The sequence below is a fragment of the Halosimplex pelagicum genome, from assembly GCF_013415905.1.
In the GTDB taxonomy this organism is placed as follows: Archaea; Halobacteriota; Halobacteria; order Halobacteriales; family Haloarculaceae; genus Halosimplex; species Halosimplex pelagicum.
Map to the genome: position 1 here is coordinate 1,230,850 of NZ_CP058909.1, position 19,249 is coordinate 1,250,098.

Genomic DNA, 19,249 nt, shown 5'->3' on the forward strand with positions numbered 1-19,249 from the left:
CTCGGTCCACTAGGGTTTATACCCGTCTCACTTCAGGTTGGGAAGATTGGTCGCGGTTCCCTCGTCGCCGGATGCACGATACTGGTGCTTGCTTGTGGGATCGCGTCCCTTTTTATCTATCCCAGTCTGGTCGGTGGTACGCCGGTTCGCCTGCTATGAAGGTCACGCTCGTCTCGACACCGCCGGACGTTACCTCCGGAACGGGGAAGTACGCCGACCAGCTCGCAGATGCACTCGAGACTAGCGTTGAGCTCGATCGTGTGTACCTCCGGACCGACAGTGTCGACCCGATTCATTTTGTGAGACAGGCGATCGCTGCGAGCGCTACCGGGGCGGACGTGATCCACGTCCAGTTCGATTACGTGTTGTTTGGTCCACGCGGGCTTTATACGCCGCTGTTTTTCGGACTGATCCGGGCGCTTGCGAACCGCGACGGAAGTTCGATCGTCGTGACGGTCCACGAGGTGCTCACGCCCGATCTGGTGGCGCCTCCCGCCGCCCGAGTAAAGGGCGCGTACGTGAGCGGCCTGAACCGAATTCTTGACGGCTGTAGCGACCGACTCGTCTTCCTGTCCGACCAGGCGCGCAATCGATTCAGTGACGACGTGCGTCGCTCTACGGCGACCGTTCTCCCCCACGGCGTCACCCGGGACGTGCCGGTCGCTCCTGATCCGGCCGCGGCGCGGGCTGAGTTCGGATACGGTCCCGACGACGTGGTCGTCGTCGAACCGGGCTACGTCAGCCCGCGAAAGGGGAGCGAGACGATGCTCGCGCTCGCCGAGCGCTGTCCGGACTTCGAGTTCCTGCTCGCGGGCGGGCCACCACGTGACCGCCACGACCAGTTCGTTGAGGATCTGCGGGCGCGGGCCCCGGCGAACCTCACGATTACGGGCCATCTCTCGGACGAGCGATTCCACGCCGCCTTCGCTGGCGCGGCCCTGATCGTCCTCCCGTACCGCGAGACGACGCAGACCGGTATCGTCAATACCGTCAACCAGAGCGGCGTGTTCAACTGGGCGATGGCACATGGGGCGCCTGTTCTGGCGAGTGACTGTGAGCGGTTTCGCGCGGTGGCCGACCGATGGGGCACACCTGCGCTGTTCGACCCCACCGATGTCGATGCCGCGGCGACACGTGTCCGCGATCTCGTCGCCGACGAGGGCCGCCGCGCCGAACTGCGCGACGCCTGTGCGGCATATCTGGATGCGAATGACCTGGCGACTGTCGCCGAGCGACACGTCGAACTCTATCAGGAGATTGCCGGATGAGGGTGGCATTCGTCTCAAATGTTGTCTATCCGTTCGTCACCGGCGGTGCGGAGAAGCGGATCTACGAAATCGGGCGGCGACTCTCCGCCCGCGGCCACGATGTGACTGTCTACGGCCGCCATTACTGGGACGGCCCCGCGGAGATGGAGTACGAGGGGATGACGCTCCGTGCAGTTGCACCGGATCGCGACCTCTACACTGCGGATCGCCGCTCCATCACGGAGGCGGTTGACTTCGCCGCCAGAGCGACACCCACGCTTGTCCGGCGGGCCGGCGACCACGACGTTCTCGTGGCCTCGGTGTTTCCGTTCTTCCCCGTGCTGTCCGCGCGACTCGCGGCGTCACTCGGTTCGACCCCGCTCGTGACTACCTGGCACGAAGTCTGGCGAGAGTACTGGCGCGAGTATCTCGGCTCCCCTGGTCTAGCCGGCATGGCCGTCGAGCGGACGGTAGCCAACATTCCCCAGCGACCTGTCGCCGTCTCGGATGTGACCGCCGACCGCTTGGCCGGACTCGGCGTGGATCGTGACCGAATTACCGTCGTCCCCAACGGTGTGGACATCGACCGAATCCGGTCGATCCCACCGGCGACGGATGGGTACGATATCGTCTTCGCCGGTCGACTCGTCCCGGAGAAGCGAGTCGATCGTCTGATCCGGGCGTTCGCAACCGCCGACGTTGAAGCGACACTCGGTATCATCGGCGACGGGCCGGAACGAGACCGACTGGAACAGCTGGCCGTCGACAGCGGGGTTGCCGGTGATGTCGACTTTCTCGGCTTCCTCCCAGAGTCCGACGATGTCCTGGCGCAATTCCGGTCGGCCGATATCTTTGCGACCGCGTCGACTCGCGAAGGGTTCGGTATCACCACGCTCGAAGCACTCGCCGCCGATTGTACCGTCGTCGCGACCGACCACCCACGCTCGGCCGCCGCCGAAGTGGTCGGCGACGCGGGATTTTTGGTGGCGCCGTCGGCATCAGCGCTCGCGGCCGGTCTCGAAACTGCCTGTTCCGGTGAGCGCCCTTCTCTGAACCCGCGAGAGCGCGCTGCCGCGTTCGACTGGGACCGCGTGACCGACGACGCCGAACAGGTCTATGAAGCGGCGTGTAGTCTCGAAGGCTGAGGGCCTTCCTCGAAAGGATTCTGGGTTAGCGACGATTCCGCCGGACCGCAGTGACGAAGAACGCGGCGAAGACAGTCTGTATCCCGAGGACGATGCAGGTGAACGCCAGGATGTCCCGGGTCATCGGCGGGAGCGACGCGTAGCCGTCGCGGAGCCACGCGAGGACGATCGACGCGGCGAAGCTGCCGCCCACCGCCATCATGAGCCCACCGACTGCGATACCCGTTTCGAGGCGCAGGTGTTCCACGAGCCACGTCGTCACGCGGTCCGTGGGGCGACGTATTGGTTCGCTTGCGATCGTCGCGAAGACGCCGAGGCTGGCGATCTGGAAGCCGACGATTGTCAGGAGGCTTCCGGCGACCATCGTCCGGATCCCGAACCAGATCGGCCCCATACCGTTTAAATTCACAGTCACGTCGAAAAACGCCAGCAGCATCAACACCGCTCCGGCCACGAGCGAGACCGCGCCGGGGATCGTAAAGAGGTAGCCAGGTGCATTGAGCAGCATGAACCGCAGGTGTTTCCACCCGTCGTGCCACGTGTCGAGCGTCGCATCCCCCTCCCGGGGGTGGTAGGTAATCGGTACCTCCTCGATATGGAGGCCGCGGGCGCTCGCCTCCATAATCATCTCGCTCGCGAACTCCATTCCATCGGTCCGCAGCGTCAGCGCGTCGAGCGCCTCCCGCCGGAGGACGCGAAAGCCCGTGTGAGCGTCGCTGATGTCCGCGTCGTAGAATCGGTTCAGGAACGCGGTCAGGGCCGGGTTTCCGACGTGCTTGTGAAGCCACGGCATCGCGCCGTCTCTGATCTCGCCGGCGAAGCGGCTTCCAAGGACGAGGTCCGCTTCAGTCTCTCGGATAGCCCCGAACAGCTTCGGCAGCTCCCCGAAGTCGTAGGTCGTGTCCGCGTCCCCCATGACGATGTATTCTCCCCGAGCCCGCTCGAACGCGTATCGGTAGGCGTAGCCGTAGCCCCGGCGGTCCGGACTCACGACGATAGCCCCGTATTCGCGGGCGATCTCCGGCGTTCGGTCGGTCGAGCTATCGCTGACGATGATCTCCGCGGTACAGCCGATCTCGTCGATGGCGTCAATAATTGCGTCCAGACAGGCAGCGACACCGGTCTCTTCGTTCAGCGTCGGGAGCACGACACTCATCGTCGGCGTCTCGTCGCTGGCCGCGTCCAGCAGATTCGCTGATGATGTTGCTGCTGTCTGACTCGTCTGCACGGTCGTACGGATACAAATCCAGTTACGTGTATAACCGTTCTGTTCGTCGGCCGATACGGCGACCGCGGGCCCTCCGCCGGCATCGCGCTGTATGGTCGGTCCGCCGACGACCCGCAACCAATATTGGTCGTCAAATCGTCTCGGAGACGTAGTGGCGTCCGTCCGACTCGACAACGACGTGGGCCAGCGCTGTTGCGTCGCGAGGAGTCGACCGCGCGCCGAAATCACGAACCGATGCACCTCTTGCTGATCACCAGGGAGTTCCCGCCCGCCGTCATCGGTGGCGTCGCGTATCATGCGCTCAACCTGGCGGAGGGTCTCGTCGGCAACGGCCACGAAGTGACAGTCCTCACGTCGGACTCCGGCGACCGCATCGTCGACGAACCGGATCGCCCGGAGCGGATCACCGTCGACCGAATCGACTGTCGGTCCGTCGCGAGCCCCCGTTACTGGTTCGACCGCGCGGTCAGACGACATCTCGCCGAGTCGGAGATTCTGGCCGATGTCGACATCGTCCACAGCCACGAGTACATTCGGTTCGGCCGGGTAGAAACGAGCGTCCCGGCGATCACGAAAGTCCACTATAACATTCGCCGGAAGCCGGAGTTCTTCCCCCTTGGCCGGTACCATCCCGTCGTCCGCCCCGCGGTTGGGGGTGCGCTTCGGTACGGCGTCGACCCGCTCGAACGGTCGCTCGCCCGCGACGCGCTGTCGGCCTCCGACGGCCGCATCTTCATCAGCGAGCTGGCGAAGCGGTATCGGGCGGACCGCGGGTCCGCCGGGGCCGGAGGGTCGGAGCGGGTGGTCTACAACGGCGTCGACACCGACCGGTTCGACACGGCTCTCGGTAAGTCGGACGATGACTACTTCTTGTTCGTCGGCGGCACCCAGTCGCGGAAGGGCTACGAGCTGATCGAACGAGTCGCGACGGCCACCGACGCTCGGTTCAAGGTCGCGGGCGCAGGCCACCCGAGCGAACGGACCGACTCACGCGCCGTCGAGTTCTTAGGCCACGTCGAACAGACCGAGCTCCCGGCGCTCTACCGGAATGCGAAAGCGCTCGTTCACCCCGCGTTCTACGAGCCGTTCGGGAACGTCGTCCTCGAATCGCTCGCCTGCGGGACGCCCGTGATCGTCTCCGACCCCGACCACTGCGGTGCGGCCGAAGTGCTCTCCGACAAGGTCGCCGTCGAGATCGACCCGGACTCGACGCGCGAACTCAGGGCAGCCGTGGAGTCGTTCGACCCGGCCGCATTCGACCCGGCCGCCTGTCACGCCCTCGCGGAACGGTTCGGCTGGAACGATGTCGCGACGGCGACCGTGGAGCTGGCACGCGACGTGCTCGACCGTACCTAATCGGCCCGCTCCCGGTTGCGGTGGGCGCGCTCACCCCTCTCGGTCGGATGCGGTGGCGTTCGTGTCGTAGTGGTAGACCGCCATGTTCGTCCACGAGGGGTCGCCGCGGCGTTCGAACTCCTGATGAACGAGTTGCCGGGCCTCGGGCGCGGTGAAGTCCTGGTGGAACTTCTTGCCGGCGAGCAACCAGATGTCGCGATCCTGCTGCAGCGCCGCCTCGATCGCGGCCGTCGAGTTCAGATAGACGGCCCCAGTTCGTGTATGAACGTACTGACCCTCACGCCAAGCACCTCTGGAAACCCCGTTCTGCCTGAAGAAGTAATCCGTCTCTCCGTAGTACCACATCGACAGCTCCGGTCGTGTCGAGGCGACGAGGTCGTCGTCGGCCGCATTTTCGGTGAGCCACTGACTCGCCTTCTCCCAGTCGGAGCGCTCGGGGTGAGTCGGCGGGTCGTAGAGCGATGTCGTGACGCCGTAGGCGGCGACAGGCGACGCGACGACTAACAGAACGAGTATCGGAACTGTGTAGCAGAGTCCCGATTCGAAGACGGAGAGTTCGTCCGCTCCATCGTCGGTCACAGCCCGCCACGCTGCCCGTAACCCCATCGAAACGATATAGAGGCCGAACAAGGCCAGCAGCGGCATCAAATGATAGATATACCGCGGCGCCTTGCGCGGGGTTATTGATGCGACGATCAGCGGTACTACGAGCGCCAGCATTGCAATCCGGAGTTCCTTGTGGCGCCACCAGGTGTATACCATCCCAAGACCAGCCAGCGGTGTCAACACTGTGGCGTTCACGGCGAGGACCTTCCCGTAATAGATCGGTCCGCGGTCAGGCCACGTTTCGGGCGGAGAGAGGAACAGTATCGACGGAACACCTTCGACGGCAAGATACGCGACAGCGGCTCCGGTAGCGCCGACAGTCAAGATTGCTATTCGCGTGGTTTCCCGGTCTACCGCGCTCATGGAGACCTCGTCGAGATTCCGGAGCCGAGTAACCAGCTCGATACCAAGGAATGCTAGCACTCCGGCACCGAGAGCGAGATAACTTCGTTGCGTCTTCATTCCCAGGAAGACGAGAATGCCGAGCAGATACGGGTAGGCACTTGTGAACGAGAAGTTCTTCTTTTCAAACCATACGACGAGTACGTACACCGACGTGAGATAGAAGAAGAGCAGCGGGCCGTACATTCGCGCCTCCCGGGACCAGACGAGCATGAACGGGTCGAAGGCGAGATATGCGGCCAGGAAATAGCCGAGCAGTCGGTTGTACCGACGTCCGAACAGATAACCGACGAGAATGGAGAGGAGCCCGTAGATAACCACCGGTAGTCGGGCGGCGAACTCGGAGATGTCGAGGAGCGCGAACGATCCTGCGATCGGCAGTGATGTCGTCAGCCATGCCCGTTGGTACGGCGACGACGGCCCGATCGGGTCCGAAAATCCGTTGCCATTAATGTAATTGCGAGCGGCCCAGCTCGTGTACGCCTCGTCGATCCACAGGGGCGCGACACCCAGTCGTCGTAGCCTGAAATAGCACCCCAGGACGAGGATCGCTCCGAGTACCACTACCGGGAGGACATCGATTCTAGCGAGCCGTTCCCGGACCGAGCGGAAGTCGATTGAGCCCGGCGTTTCGGATGAAATACCCATGGAGACCCGTGATACGGAGTGTTGGGTCGAAGTACCCTCCGGAGTAAAAAGCTCACTATCGGGCGCTTCCACCGCGCGATCGGTGGCGCGTGCCTATTGGATCGTCCGAAGGACTGGCGAGAGATAGTCTCTAATCGAGGGTGGGAGGCGTGCGAGCGCAGCGTCAATTTCGACAGTATCCACGACACCCGCTTGTATCGCGACAAGAGCGTACGAGCAGCCGCCGACAGCGGGGACGATCAGAAGCGACAGAAGGGGAGAGTCCAGCAAACAGTCGATGCCAAAGATTGCAACTGCGGCGACCGCTGCGGTCGTGACGACGCGCCTGACCCGAATGTCGCTGATCGGGTCGAAGCCGACACGTCTGGCGGCCCAGATATGCAGGAGAAGCATCGATCCGTATCCGACGCTGGTCGCGATGGCCGCTCCGTACATCCCGTGTCGCGGGATGAGAACCAGGTTCAACAGGAGATTGAGGAGCGCGGCCGCTCCAGTAGCTGCTATCAGCGGCGTTAATTCCCCTTTTGCCTGGCTGATTGCGAAGATGGGACGTGCGATCGCGAACCCTAGGGCACCTGGGAGCAGATACACCACGACGGTACTGGCAGGCGCGAATGGGGCCCCGTAGTACAGGGGGACAAACGCGTCAGCGAGCGCTGCGATTCCGAGGGCGAGCAACACTGTCAATGAGAGCGTGTACCGGGTTGCTCGGGAGGCGACCTCGGAAACCTCGTCGTGGCGTCCCTGTGACCACGTCTCCGACATCGAGTGCAACAGGACCATTTGCAAGGCGAAGGGAGCGAACCAGAGGAACTCCGCGACTAGGAGCGCCGCACGGTAGTAGCCAGTCTGTTCCCCGCTGGTGAGTACTCGCAGGAGCAGGATATCGACGTGATAGAGCGAGGTCATCAAAAGGACAAGCACGACACTACCCAGATTGAAGGTGAGTAACTCCCGAACCGGGAAGTCCGGAGGGAGCCGACTACCCAGGTGAGACATATCGACCTGTTGAGCAACGATTCCGAAGGCCACGATACAAACGATCCCTGTGGCGAGAATGTGACCGGCTAATGCACCTGCGACATCCCACCCTATGTAGGTTAGTGAGATTCCGGTGATCCCGAACAGGAGCTTCTGCACGATCGCCAACGGTTCGCTATACTGTTCGAGGCCAAGCCCCATGAGTGCGTTCCGTCCAGTCTGGAACAACTGCCGTCCGACGAGTAAGGCCGCAGCGAGATACGCGTACAGTTCAAAGCGCTGGCCTAGCGTCTGCGCGATTAGTCCGGAAGCCGAAACGGCGATGAAGACGACTGCGCCGCCGATCGCCAACAGCGTCGCGGTTGACATATAAAACGCGAACACGTGAGATTCCCACGCTGGCTGGGTCCGTTCTTCGGCGATGAATTTACGGATGCCGTCATTGACACCGGCATTCACTACGATCACCGCTATGCTGAGCGCAGAGAGAACGAAAACGTAGTCTCCATACGCACTACTGCCGAGGAGTCGGACAAGGACAGGCGTGATGAGGAGACCGATCAGTAGGGATCCGACTTCTGCAGAGAGTATCGAGAGAAAGCCACGGATGACGTTCCGACTCATGCGTTAGTGTTCACTTGCTGGGGTATCGGTGGAGGTCCATATTCCTAATGAGGGTCTCTCGTTCGATGTGATTGCTCTCAATTTGTCTGTTCGGATTGTCCCGTGTGCGATTGATTCTGACGCCAGTACCACGCGGCCACGGCGAGTGAGGCAGCGACGACAAGCGGCCACAGATCCGTGCTGGTGTACAGCCCGGGCGTGGGCGGCTGATACGGCGTGAGCGGCCAGAAGATCGACTGCGAACGGCCGTCGGGAACGCGAATGAGCGCGTCGGTGAACAGATGGGAAACCGCGCCGACTGACAGCAGTGCGAATACACGCCGGCGCTCGTTGGGGACAGCAACCACGACACCCCCGAGTATCAGCAGGAGGACCCCGCCGCCTGTCTGGAGCGCTGTCCAACTGATGAGGACACCGAACTGGTGGTAAATCGCACCCGGGGGAGCGAGAACCGAGAAATGGTTTAGATCCGGCAGGAGTGCGCCAACCATTCCAGCCGTGACCGCGGCTGGTCCCCACTCGTAGCGCGTCGAGAGCCCTGTGCAGACGGCATAGGCCAACAGGACGTGTGTTAATAGGTCAGGCATCGCGTTCCGCCTCCTCTGAGTCGAACATCGTCCCAAACGCGATGGGGAACGAACGGGGTCGTGCCCGCAGCTTCAGGAGGTCGATCCGCCAGTGACGGAGTAACCGTATCAGCACCCATAGCCCTGCGATGGCCGAGAGCAGTCTTGTTCGCCAGTAGGACCCGCCCGGTTTTCGGACCACTTCGGTGGCCTCGACTGTATTCTCTGGGCGGAGTACGCCGTATACAGAGAGTACGTCGCCCTTTTGAGCGGACTCTTCGTACCCGTCGACTGTGAGTTCGACGGGGCCATTTAGGACTGTCTCCCCGCGGATCCGCAGCGGATCGACGGAGACTACGGTCCCGTATACGTGTACCCGCTGTCCGAGATAGTCACCGTACGCCGCTGCAACTTCGTCGTTGCCCGGTGGGACGCCCTTGTCGGGATGGGTATCCAGGGAGCCGAAACCTATCATTGCGGCTCCGAGACAACCGATCAGCACCGCGAGTGCGACGGCGCGATACGCGACACGTTTTCTCTGCACGTGTTTTGTTCGGCGACACCAATAGCTATAAGTTCGGCGTTTAATCAATACTGCATTAACGTGGCGACAATCTCGACGGCGAAACCGGAGCGTGTCGGTATGCAAGAGGAGGTGGAACTTTCGGTCGTCCTCCCGGTGTACAACGAAGCGGGCAACCTTCGGCCGCTTGCCGAGGAGATCCGCGAGGTCATCGATGATTACTACGAACACTGGGAGGTCATCTTCGTCGATGACGGCTCTCAGGACGGCAGTTTCGAGACGCTCGAATCGATCCACGGTGCCGACCCGCGGTTCAAGGCCCTGAAGTTCCGGAAGAACTTCGGTCAAAGTCCCGCGATCGACGCGGGCCTCGATTTCGCCGCTGGTGAGGTCATCGTGACGATGGACGCCGACGGGCAGAACGATCCGGCGGACATCCCAAAGCTCATCAGCAAACTCGAAGAGGGTTACGACTGCGTCTCCGGCTGGCGCCGCGACCGTGATGATCCGTTCACCAAGCGGTTCTTTTCGCGGCTCGCGTCTGGGATGCGTCAGGCGTTTCTCGGGACGGACCTGCACGACTACGGCTGTACGCTGAAGGCGTTCCGGCGACCTGCCGCGAAGGACATCGACCTTGACGGCGAGATGCACCGCTATATCCCGGCGCTGTTGAGCTGGCACGGGTACCGGATCGCAGAGGTCGAAGTGAACCACCGCCCTCGCCGCAACGGCGAGACGAAGTACTCCTGGCAGCGACTGCCCAAGGGATTCTTGGATTTGGTGAATGTTTGGTTCTGGCAGAAGTTCTCCGGACGACCTTTGCACATCTTTGGAGGACTCGGAATCATATCTATGGGAATAGGGTCGCTGGCAGGGTTGTATACCGTTTGGTTAAAGATTGCTACAGGGGCGAACTTATCCTCGACAGCATTACCACTCTTTGCCGTATTTATGGTGATGATCGGTGTTCAGTTCTTCATCTCCGGAATTCTAGCAGATATCGGTATCAAGGGATATCACCAAGCAAAGAACGACGAACCCTACCGCATCCAAAAAATGCTAGAATGACACGAGTGCTTGTCTTGAATTACGAATACCCTCCATTAGGTGGGGGAGCATCCCCAGTAACTGCAGAAATAGCAGAAAAGTATGTAGATATTGGATTTGATGTTGATGTAGTTACAATGGCCTTTGGTGATCTTCCAAAACATGAACGGAAAAATGGTGTTTCTATCTTTCGGGTTCCCTGTCGGAGAACATCAGAATCTTCTTGCACTCCGTTTGAGATGGCGACTTTTCTTCCCGCTGGTTTAATTAAATCTTGCGAGTTGATCAGAAAACATGAATACCAGTTCATCCATAGTCATTTTATTATCCCAACTGGCATAATATCATTTATCCTTCAAAAAATGTATTCTATACCATATATAATTACTGCTCATGGTTCAGACGTTCCAGGATATAATCCAGACCGGCTAGATCACCTACATCGGTTTATAAAACCAGTCTGGGGAAAAATACTGAGTTCAGCATACTCTATCACTGTACCCTCAAGATATCTTTCAACCTTGATTAAAGAAACCAAGCCGTCAATCTCACCCGAAATTATTCCCCACGGTATTCAATATGAAGAATATTCGCCTAATAAAGAAGGCGAGCAATTTATCTTTCTCACAAGCAGGCTCTTTAAGCGAAAAGGTATACAATATGTTCTTGATGCGCTTCCGCATTGTGAGAACAATTGGGAAGTAATTATCGCAGGAGATGGGCCGTTTCGTCCCCAATTAGAAGAAAAGGCAGACGGAGTCTCCCAAGAAATCACATTCACAGGCTGGATCTCAGAAGACGAATTGATTGATTACTATAACCGGGCTGAAATTTTTATTTTTCCCTCAACGCGTGAAAGCTTCGGGATGGTTTTATTAGAGGCAATGAGTGCAGGAACAAGTGTGATTACGAATGATGAGGAACCAATGAGAGATATTATAGGAGAATCTGGAATAACTGTGGACGTAACTGATGAACAGGCCCTCGCCAAGTCGATAGATAAGATGATATCTGATGGTGAGATGAGAACCAATCTACAAAATATTGGGCGGAGCAGAGTGCAACAAAGGTATAATTGGGATAGGATTGTTAAGGAGTATGTGTCTGTCACCCCCAATTAGAAGCATGATTTAAATATGCCTATGAATGTGATAATTGATGCATTTAGCATCAGAACAGGACATGGCATTGAACGATATAATAAAGAGCTGCTAAGAGCAATTGATGAGATAAATCCAAATATTAGGATTACCGTGATATACGGTTCAAAGCATGATTTGATGGGGCTAGAGAACCTCAATGAGGGCGTTATTGGTCCTGCAAACGAGAATTTTATTCCAATCCGAGATAATATCAGCTTTCTCTATCGATTAAGTGGCATGGATTTTGATGTTTTTCATACAACAAGGTCAACTGGACCACTATATTCCTTCCCGGGGAAGAAAGTGATACGGACTGTACACGATCTTGGCCGGAAATATTCAGGAACAGAAAGGAAAGGTGTAAAAACTCGTCTGTATAAAGAGGTTGCCGAAGGTAGAGCATTGTCTAACTCAGATCGTATTGTAACTGTATCTGATAATACAAAAGAAGATATCCTATACCACTATGACATTAAAAGGTCAAAAGTAATGACGATTCCAAATGGGATTTCTAAGAAATTTAAACGGAAAGAGGCAGAGAAACTAGAAGGTACTAAAGAAAAATATGGTCTTCAAGACAAGTTTGTTTTAAATGTTGGGGCAATATCACCACGGAAGAATACCAGAAGGTTAGCCACTGCATGGGAGAATTCTGAAGTTTCAGAAGAGTACTCGCTTGTAATCGCTGGAGGGACTGGAGATCGAGGAGAAGAAATAAAAGAGGAAATAAAGGGCCCATCTAATATCTCTCTGGTAGGATATGTTCCAGAGGATGACTTAGTGAATCTCTATAACTTAGCAGACCTATTCGTTTTTCCCTCTCTATTTGAAGGATTTGGGTTTCCGCCGTTAGAGGCAATGGCCTGTGGAACACCTGTGATCGCTTCTAACACATCAAGTCTTCCAGAAGTTGTAGGCGATGCTGGCATTAATGTAAATCCAAAGGATACAATCGAATTATCTGAATCAATTAATCGTGTATTGAAGAATGAAGAGTTAAAAAATAAATTGATGACCAAAGGCATAGATAGAGCGGCAGAATTCTCATGGAAACAGACTGCGAAATCAATTCTTACTTGCTACAAAGACCTAATATGAATATACTATTAATCACACGGGAGTTCCCTCCGGAGGTAATCGGAGGGGTAGCGTATCATTCATACCACCTAGCAAGGTGTCTCTCAGATCTAGGTCACAATGTTTCTGTAGTTGCCTCTGATTCAAGTGACACTGTAATAGATGAGTCAGAATTCGAGCTTGAGGACATCAAGATTGAGAGAATTTCACACAATGATCTAGTTAGCGGTAGATTCTGGTTCAATAGGGCGATCGCAAAGAGACTTCCAGACATTGTAGACCTTGATGGAATTGATGTTATTCATAGTCACGAGCTTATAGATTTTAGTGAAATAGAATTTTCTGGAGGGACCGTACTGAAAGTCCACATTAATATTTCAGAAAAATCGGACTACATAACAGGGAAAGAGTTCCCCCAACTCGCAAGGCCACTGGTCAGGCTTGCTGGGAAAAAACTCCTATCACCGGTAGAAGAGGGTCTAGAGCAGAGGGCCCTGAAAACAACAGACGCTAGAATTTATAACAGTTCCCTCTGCAGGAATAAGATGGTCACCAATTACGGATTTCGTGATGGAAGCAGTACTGTTATACATAACGGGGTTGATGTAGATAGATTCTCCTCAACGGGAAAGAATGAAAGATATCTTCTGTATGTGGGAGGGGATTCCCATAGAAAGGGCATTCAAATACTGGCTAAGTCATTACAAGAAGTAGATCAGAATATCCCAAAGGTGAAAATGGCTGGCTCTTTCAAAAACGAGAAGAAGATTCAATCCTTAACAGAGTGCGAAAAAGTTGATTTAGAAGGTCGAGTCGATCAAGAAGAGTTAATAGAGTTATATCAAAATGCCCAAGCTTTGATACATCCAGCACCGTATGAGCCTTTTGGGAATGTGATCTTAGAATCGTTATCGTGCGGAACACCAGTTATTGTTTCGAACGAAAATCATTGTGGGGCAGCTGAGATACTAAATGAAGATGTGTCGAAGAAAACACTCCCGAATAGCAAGAGCCTAAAGGCCGTTATTGAGAATATGGGATCATGGTCAGTGAATCCTAAAGCCTGCAGGGAAGTGGCGGAGTCCCATACTTGGGAACACGTAGCAGAAGAAACAATCACATTTATAAATGAGGTCGTGGCATAATTTAAATATGCCCACTTTTATTGTAATAAGCTACTTGGGAAAATATAAATGAAATATAGAAACAAGCTATTGAAATTCGATGACGAATTCGATAAAAGTGAAAATACTCTCCACGAGTTAGTGAAGGTAGACACTCAAAACGATAGATGGGAATTTCAAGATCTTAATTTAGATTCTGGAACTTTCGGGGAGGTAGTAGAAAGAGGTATCGTAGAAAAAACGGACTCGGGGTATACCCTAGGCGACACAGAAGCCGTTAAATCGTTTCTGAGGGAAGAGGAGGAGATAGAAAATAGTTCAAATAACAGCCAACAAGGTACATTCAAAAGAAATATCTGCCAGTACTTCTCTTCCCCATATTCGTTTGCACTCCTCGTATTTGTGATAATATCTCTAATAATTCGACTGTATGAATTGGGTGCTGCGCCCTTCTGGTTAGATGAGGCGTGGCAATCATGGGCAGCCCGGAATTTCATTGAAGGGAGCGGATTTTCGAATCCTAGCGGCACGCCGTATGACCGGTCGTGGCTCACGATTAGCCTCCCGATTGCATTTCTATTCGAAATTTTGGGGGTCTCTGAGTTCGCAGCTCGCTTACCGTCAGTATTGGCGGGAACGATTACAGTAGGTTTAGCGTACGTTTTCGGAAAAGAAGTCACAGATCGGCCAACGGGGCTGCTATTAGCCGCGATCTTGGCAGTTGATACTTGGACCCTTACTTGGTCACGAGAGGCTCGTATGTATGCACTCTTTCAGCTTCTGTTCCTCCTAGGACTCCTGCTGTTCGTCCGCTGGCACCAGACCGGTTATAAATGGCAGAGCTGGTACCTAAAATGCCTGATCGCAATCATCCCACTTGGTTATATCACCCATCGTGGGTTCTTACTAATTGGTGTCATTTTGGTCGTTTTCCTGACAATGACTGTTGCTTGGGAAACGTACCTCAACTACATTGGAACGCAGTCGCAGTCCCTGAGGGACCCTATTAATGGGAGGAAATTGATGACGTTAGCAGGCGGGATTCTTTCTGGAATAGCCTTCTTATCCTTCTATGGAATTCCAAATATTCTAACTGGGTCTCCCCCACAGTGGTATGGAGGAACCACTCCAGGATATTATTGGGATACATTATCAGGCCGATATCCGCTACTTGCTATCCCATTCTTCTGGATTGGTGTAGCATATTTACTCTCGAAAAAGCAGAAAGGCATTTTCGTAATCACGGGATTTTTCGTGCCATTCCTTATACAGCGATACTTGACTGCATGGCGAGCGGATAGGTACATATTCTATCTGTATCCTGTCTATCTATTCATTTGCCTTGCACCATTTGGATGGTTCTTAACCAAAATAGAAGACCTGGTAAGTGATTATTTCAGCAACAAACAGGGGTCCAAAACTTATGGGGGCGAGAAACTGAACAATATTCAGTCCTACATCGATGAATCATGGAATGTATCCAAATTCGTCATAATTATACTAGTTATTATGTTTTCACAGATCCTGGTCCCGATTGGGGGCACGATCGCCTTCCTTGAACAAAACCCTCACGGAGTAATAGACAATCGACCAGACCATCAAGGCCCTTCGGAGTATATTCAAAGGAATTCAAATCCAGACGATGTAATTATTTCCTCAACTCCGGCGCTCACTCTGTGGTATTTGGACGAAGTAGACTTTAGTCTCTTCCCGTACACAGATACCGAAAACAGGTCTGGGGAAACATTTGACACTCGAAACAATGTCCCTATTCTAGACTCACGGCAGAAGACAGAAGAAGTTCTCACCGAACACTCGGGTTGGATTATCGCAGACCATCGGCTACGATGGTATGTGAATAGTTCAATACAAAATCAGATTAAGTCAGAAAGCATAAAGGTAAATAGTAGTGATTGGAACGATGTCCAGCTTTATCGGTTCGGTGAAGCTGCGATGCACCTTTCCCCTATGCAGCAAAACCCGCCTGAGAATGTGATCCAGAAAGAGGGGAACGTGTACGGTCCACGGAACAATGCGCTCGCCTTAGGGAGGTCGGAAAAAACACGGTTCGACTGGGGTGAGAACACTGGAGAGCGCTCTGGTAGCATTGTCCTTCGCATCTCACAGGATACCGAACGAGAGCGGGTACTGGAAGCTCTTATGTACGGAACGGACGATCGAAAATTGAACATTTCCGTTTCCGATAATCGAAGTCAGTGGAGAGAGATTTTACGTCCTCGTTCTGGCTGGGAGTGTGAAGAGTGGTCATATCACCCAGAAAAGTTCAATAATGGTACAGTCTATGTGAAAATCGAATCTTCCTCAAAAAGTGGTCTCGGTGGAATTGTAAAGACTCTCCAGACAAGAGCAGAAAATACCGATTCAAACGATATTTGTAGTTTGAGAGCGCAGAACTAAGACGTGTGAATTCGCGGTCATGAGTGGCTGACGCTCAGTTCGATGTTTTCGACAGCGCATTTCAGGACGAGTTCACGGAACTGACCGAACCACGTTCGAGCTCGAACGATTTCACCGTATTTGCGGCGCAGCGCGAAAAATGTGGATTCGGTGTTCGAGCGTTAATGACAGATCGTGTCATCTTGAAATAAGTTGTCAGCGAGGCCGTGGCAGCCGAATTCGCGGTGCTTGATCACCGGTTTAAAGCCTTTAGCGCATAATATTTGGCGAAGTAACCACTAGTCGTAGCCTTTGTCGGCAGTAAGAATGTTCGGTTGGTCGAGATTGCGGTTGACCATCTGCCAGCCGATCTTGGAATCATACGGTTGTTTTATCGAGCAATGTATGTCGAGGATCGTACAAGTTTCACAGTCGCTCAGAAGCGTCGTTTTCACCCCCTCGAACGTGTAATTCGTGCGTTTTGCGTAGTGTTGGCTGGCGGTACCCGACCCATGCCAGTTGCGTCGATGGTCTGAACATCGCCGAGATCGTGCAACTCCGCCGATAACCGTAACAAGACGCGCCAGATCCGCATTTCTAGATCGTGCTTGCACGTACTGATGGTCGTGAGATCAGGCAGTTCAGCCACCGCTAGGTCTGGTTGGCGACAATTCCATGCATTTCGTGAAGCACGTCCAGCAGCTGTCGATACGTGTGACCCAGGTATTCGCGGAGACTGTGGATCGCCACGATCACCCAGTCTGCGTAGCCGGTTTCACCCTCTTTGAACGCTGGATCCAGATCGACGACGACGGCTTTTTGAGCAAGCGAGACAACCTCAGTGAAGCGGGACAGTTTCGATGACACAACCAAACTTGGCACTGTCTAGTTCAGCACCTCCTCGACAGGAGTGCCGCCATCTAACGCTTGGTTCGGTCGATTTCGGTTGTAGTAGTGTCTGAACCGCCGCAGCCATCGTTTCGCGCTTGATTGACTGCCCTGCCAAAACGAGTGAAAGCGGGCGATCCGCATGGTCACAGTTTGAAACCACTTTTCGATGTGGTTTCGGTCGGTATAGTTGAGTTGACCGCTCAATTCGTGGCGAGCGAGGGCAGTCAGGTAGCCACCAGCATCGACGAGAAACTCCGTTTCGGAGACGTTGTGTTTCTCGGTGAGTCGATGCAGGAACGCCGCCGCGGGATCGGTCCCGCGGCGGCTGTACACGTCTACCTCTAGCAGGAATTTTGAGTCCGTATCGATCGCGGCGTAGAGCCACTTCTTTTCGCCGTCTACTTCGATTTGTTTCTCGTCAACCGCGACCCGCGACGGCGTCGCCGTCGGCGGGTCGCTCTGTTCTTCAGCGAGTTTCTCTTTCCAGTTCCAGACCGGTTGATAGCAGCGATCGACACCCAACCAGGCTAAGACGCCCTCGACTTCACGTACCGACAACTCCATCGAGTGAAGTCGAACCGCGAAACAGCGCACGGGTGTCGGCGTGCGCTCGTTCTCCCAAACGTCTTCATCGTCCCCTCCAAATTCTCTCTGAGCAGGTCTCTGAGTGTCATAGACATCACTCACTACGACCTGCTCACTTCTCAAACTCCCTCAACTAGACAGTGCCCCGAACTTTCCCGTTTCGCTTCCTAGTAAGTTAGACATTTAGCTACTCTTACTAGCGTCTAAACACCGCCCAGAACTAGTTATATGAGCCCGAATCTGTAATGAATCGGTGGTTGATTTTATGCAATAGAGATTCAATAAGTGGGTGAAAAAGGAGGTATATCCCAGAGAGAAGGAGGAGCGGGGCACCGCTCCAATCTTGTAATACAGAACTGAATCCCGTAAGAAGCCATAAAACGCCAATCACCTGGAAAACCATTTTACTACGACTCTGACTGCGGCCCATGTTTTAAATTGAACTTTTAAATACATAAATCCTTTGGATTATCTGATGCACAGGCGCCAGACAGTAGAAACCGTAGATTCTAATACAGAGAGAAGAAACTAAGCGATAATGGATAAAAAATCTCCCAGAGTGCTTCTCATTACGCCTGGATATCCGCCGCCGCCGGGTGGGATTCAAACTGTTGTCAGGAATATTGAGCGCGGATTACGAGCACGAAATATTCCGGTTCAGGTTGTGTATATTGATCCTAGTGACTTCACGCCCAGTATCTCTGACTTGCTACCACGCCCTCGCTGGTGTTATTCGGCCAGAGCTACGGTCACGGGGAAGTACATGTACCAAAAGACTGCCTACGATCAAGTGACACAAGAGATCGCTGATTTCGAGCCGGATATCGTTCACGCATTGCACGTCAGAAATTGGTCGGCTCTAGTTGCAGCGAACGAAGCAGAAGTGCCGACTATTCTATCGGCTCATGCTCTGGAACTGGAAGAGACACCGCTTGCACAAAAGGCAATTTCCGCTGCTGACGCTGTCCATGCAGTCAGTGAGTTTACTGGCTCACTCGTCCGCAAGATTCGGAACGAGGCTAATGTAGAGGTTATCCATCCTTCTATCAAGGTTGAAGACTACGAAAAGGCGAAAGACTCGCTTTCCCATGATCACGAAGAAAGACCAATAGTGACAGTCGCTCGGTTTGTCGAACGGAAAAACATCGAGACAGTGATAGAGGCGTGGAAGAAGGTGGATAACCGACTAAAACAGGGGCGGAAGTTAGTCCTTGTCGGTGAAGGGCCCAAAAAGAAGGAGTTGAAACAGAGCGCATCAGACGTAGAAGACATTAAATTCACTGGATGGATTGAGGAGAGGAAGAAGCGACAGCTACTGGCAGAGTCCGCATTATTCGTTATGGTTCCCAAACAAATCGGATTTGATGTTGAAGGGTTCGGTATTGTTTATATCGAGGCCCAAGCAGCAGGCACTCCCGTGATAGGTTCTCAGACGGGGGGAGTTCCCGAAGCAGTCGGCGAAGGTGGTATAACTGTGAATGAACCCGGAAATCCGGCCGAAGTAGCAAATTGCATAGAAACACTTCTAGATGAAAGCACGCGCCAGCAATATAGTCGTAAGGCCGCCAGTCGAATTGATCAATTTGAGATCGGTGAAATCATACGAGAGCATTTAGAATCATATAGAAAAATTTACACACAGTATAAATAAAACATACTC

The 19,249-nt window shown here is 54.2% G+C and carries 14 protein-coding genes and 2 pseudogenes; 9 read left to right on the forward strand and 7 right to left on the reverse strand.

Annotated elements, in window-relative coordinates; genetic code table 11:
• The first annotated feature begins 155 nt into the window (after positions 1–155).
• Both HZS54_RS06220 and HZS54_RS06225 read left to right on the forward strand, forming a co-directional pair.
• On the forward strand, positions 156–1,268 hold the full coding sequence (locus HZS54_RS06220) for a glycosyltransferase family 4 protein (RefSeq protein WP_179921072.1): 1,113 nt from the start codon (positions 156–158) through the stop codon (positions 1,266–1,268).
• Positions 1,265–2,392 carry a glycosyltransferase family 4 protein gene (locus tag HZS54_RS06225; protein WP_179921074.1) on the forward strand — a complete coding sequence of 376 codons (1,128 nt, stop codon included), beginning with the start codon at positions 1,265–1,267 and terminating at the stop codon, positions 2,390–2,392. Before HZS54_RS06220 ends, HZS54_RS06225 begins: the two co-directional genes overlap by 4 nt.
• Positions 2,393–2,417: 25 nt before the next feature.
• Here the strand turns inward: HZS54_RS06225 and HZS54_RS06230 are convergent, their stop codons facing one another.
• On the reverse strand, positions 2,418–3,620 hold the full coding sequence (locus HZS54_RS06230; RefSeq protein ID WP_246391806.1) for a glycosyltransferase family 2 protein: 1,203 nt from the start codon (positions 3,618–3,620) through the stop codon (positions 2,418–2,420).
• Between the two features lie 234 nt (positions 3,621–3,854).
• On the opposite strand from HZS54_RS06230, the gene HZS54_RS06235 reads away from it, so the two are divergent.
• Positions 3,855–4,976 (forward strand): glycosyltransferase family 4 protein, encoded by a 1,122-nt coding sequence (locus tag HZS54_RS06235; RefSeq protein ID WP_179921076.1) that lies wholly within the window; start codon positions 3,855–3,857, stop codon positions 4,974–4,976.
• A 30-nt stretch (positions 4,977–5,006) separates the two neighbouring features.
• On the opposite strand, the gene HZS54_RS06240 is transcribed toward HZS54_RS06235, so the two are convergent.
• From HZS54_RS06240 to HZS54_RS06255, 4 genes are all read right to left on the reverse strand, one after another.
• On the reverse strand, positions 5,007–6,632 hold the full coding sequence (locus HZS54_RS06240) for a glycosyltransferase family 39 protein (RefSeq protein ID WP_179921078.1): 1,626 nt from the start codon (positions 6,630–6,632) through the stop codon (positions 5,007–5,009).
• Positions 6,633–6,725: 93 nt separating this feature from the next.
• Positions 6,726–8,237, reverse strand: a complete 1,512-nt coding sequence (locus tag HZS54_RS06245; protein WP_179921080.1) for a lipopolysaccharide biosynthesis protein — start codon at positions 8,235–8,237, stop codon at positions 6,726–6,728.
• 77 nt (positions 8,238–8,314) lie between these two features.
• Positions 8,315–8,824 (reverse strand): metal-dependent hydrolase, encoded by a 510-nt coding sequence (locus HZS54_RS06250; RefSeq protein WP_179921082.1) that lies wholly within the window; start codon positions 8,822–8,824, stop codon positions 8,315–8,317.
• Entirely contained in the window at positions 8,817–9,347 is a 531-nt protein-coding gene (locus HZS54_RS06255) for an OB-like fold-containing membrane protein (protein WP_179921084.1), read from the reverse strand. Before HZS54_RS06255 ends, HZS54_RS06250 begins: the two co-directional genes overlap by 8 nt.
• A 99-nt stretch (positions 9,348–9,446) precedes the next feature.
• Here HZS54_RS06255 and HZS54_RS06260 point away from each other — a divergent pair, with 99 nt between their 5' ends.
• From HZS54_RS06260 to HZS54_RS06280, 5 genes are read left to right on the forward strand one after another with little or no spacing between them, the layout of a single operon-like run.
• Positions 9,447–10,394 carry a glycosyltransferase family 2 protein gene (locus HZS54_RS06260; RefSeq protein WP_179921086.1) on the forward strand — a complete coding sequence of 316 codons (948 nt, stop codon included), beginning with the start codon at positions 9,447–9,449 and terminating at the stop codon, positions 10,392–10,394.
• On the forward strand, positions 10,391–11,494 hold the full coding sequence (locus tag HZS54_RS06265; RefSeq protein ID WP_179921088.1) for a glycosyltransferase family 4 protein: 1,104 nt from the start codon (positions 10,391–10,393) through the stop codon (positions 11,492–11,494). The genes HZS54_RS06260 and HZS54_RS06265 overlap by 4 nt, the downstream gene beginning before the upstream one ends.
• 27 nt (positions 11,495–11,521) lie before the next feature.
• Entirely contained in the window at positions 11,522–12,613 is a 1,092-nt protein-coding gene (locus HZS54_RS06270; protein WP_179921090.1) for a glycosyltransferase family 4 protein, read from the forward strand.
• Complete coding sequence (locus HZS54_RS06275) at positions 12,610–13,737, forward strand: glycosyltransferase family 4 protein (RefSeq protein WP_179921092.1); 1,128 nt, start codon at positions 12,610–12,612, stop codon at positions 13,735–13,737. The genes HZS54_RS06270 and HZS54_RS06275 overlap by 4 nt, the downstream gene beginning before the upstream one ends.
• A 48-nt stretch (positions 13,738–13,785) precedes the next feature.
• Positions 13,786–16,134: a glycosyltransferase family 39 protein gene (locus HZS54_RS06280; RefSeq protein ID WP_179921094.1), complete on the forward strand. Its 2,349-nt coding sequence runs from the start codon at positions 13,786–13,788 to the stop codon at positions 16,132–16,134.
• Positions 16,135–16,151: 17 nt separating this feature from the next.
• Here HZS54_RS06280 and HZS54_RS06285 read toward each other — a convergent pair.
• Both HZS54_RS06285 and HZS54_RS06290 read right to left on the reverse strand, forming a co-directional pair.
• Positions 16,152–16,980 (reverse strand): annotated as a pseudogene (locus HZS54_RS06285) (IS5 family transposase).
• Positions 16,981–16,998: 18 nt separating this feature from the next.
• Positions 16,999–17,678, reverse strand: a pseudogene (locus tag HZS54_RS06290) (IS6 family transposase).
• A gap of 449 nt (positions 17,679–18,127) precedes the next feature.
• Here HZS54_RS06290 and HZS54_RS06295 point away from each other — a divergent pair.
• Positions 18,128–19,240 carry a glycosyltransferase family 4 protein gene (locus tag HZS54_RS06295; RefSeq protein WP_179921098.1) on the forward strand — a complete coding sequence of 371 codons (1,113 nt, stop codon included), beginning with the start codon at positions 18,128–18,130 and terminating at the stop codon, positions 19,238–19,240.
• Positions 19,241–19,249: the final 9 nt, after the last annotated feature.

Excerpts from the sequence above, each read along its gene's own strand:
- HZS54_RS06235 (WP_179921076.1), top strand. The coding sequence starts at position 3,855 with ATGCACCTCTTGCTGATCACCAGGGAGTTCCCGCCCGCCGTCATCGGT.
- HZS54_RS06225 (WP_179921074.1), top strand. The coding sequence starts at position 1,265 with ATGAGGGTGGCATTCGTCTCAAATGTTGTCTATCCGTTCGTCACCGGC.
- HZS54_RS06265 (WP_179921088.1), top strand. The coding sequence starts at position 10,391 with ATGACACGAGTGCTTGTCTTGAATTACGAATACCCTCCATTAGGTGGG.
- HZS54_RS06250 (WP_179921082.1), bottom strand. The coding sequence starts at position 8,824 with ATGCCTGACCTATTAACACACGTCCTGTTGGCCTATGCCGTCTGCACA.
- HZS54_RS06220 (WP_179921072.1), top strand. The coding sequence starts at position 156 with ATGAAGGTCACGCTCGTCTCGACACCGCCGGACGTTACCTCCGGAACG.
- HZS54_RS06295 (WP_179921098.1), top strand. The coding sequence starts at position 18,128 with ATGGATAAAAAATCTCCCAGAGTGCTTCTCATTACGCCTGGATATCCG.
- HZS54_RS06275 (WP_179921092.1), top strand. The coding sequence starts at position 12,610 with ATGAATATACTATTAATCACACGGGAGTTCCCTCCGGAGGTAATCGGA.
- HZS54_RS06280 (WP_179921094.1), top strand. The coding sequence starts at position 13,786 with ATGAAATATAGAAACAAGCTATTGAAATTCGATGACGAATTCGATAAA.
- HZS54_RS06245 (WP_179921080.1), bottom strand. The coding sequence starts at position 8,237 with ATGAGTCGGAACGTCATCCGTGGCTTTCTCTCGATACTCTCTGCAGAA.
- HZS54_RS06260 (WP_179921086.1), top strand. The coding sequence starts at position 9,447 with ATGCAAGAGGAGGTGGAACTTTCGGTCGTCCTCCCGGTGTACAACGAA.
- HZS54_RS06240 (WP_179921078.1), bottom strand. The coding sequence starts at position 6,632 with ATGGGTATTTCATCCGAAACGCCGGGCTCAATCGACTTCCGCTCGGTC.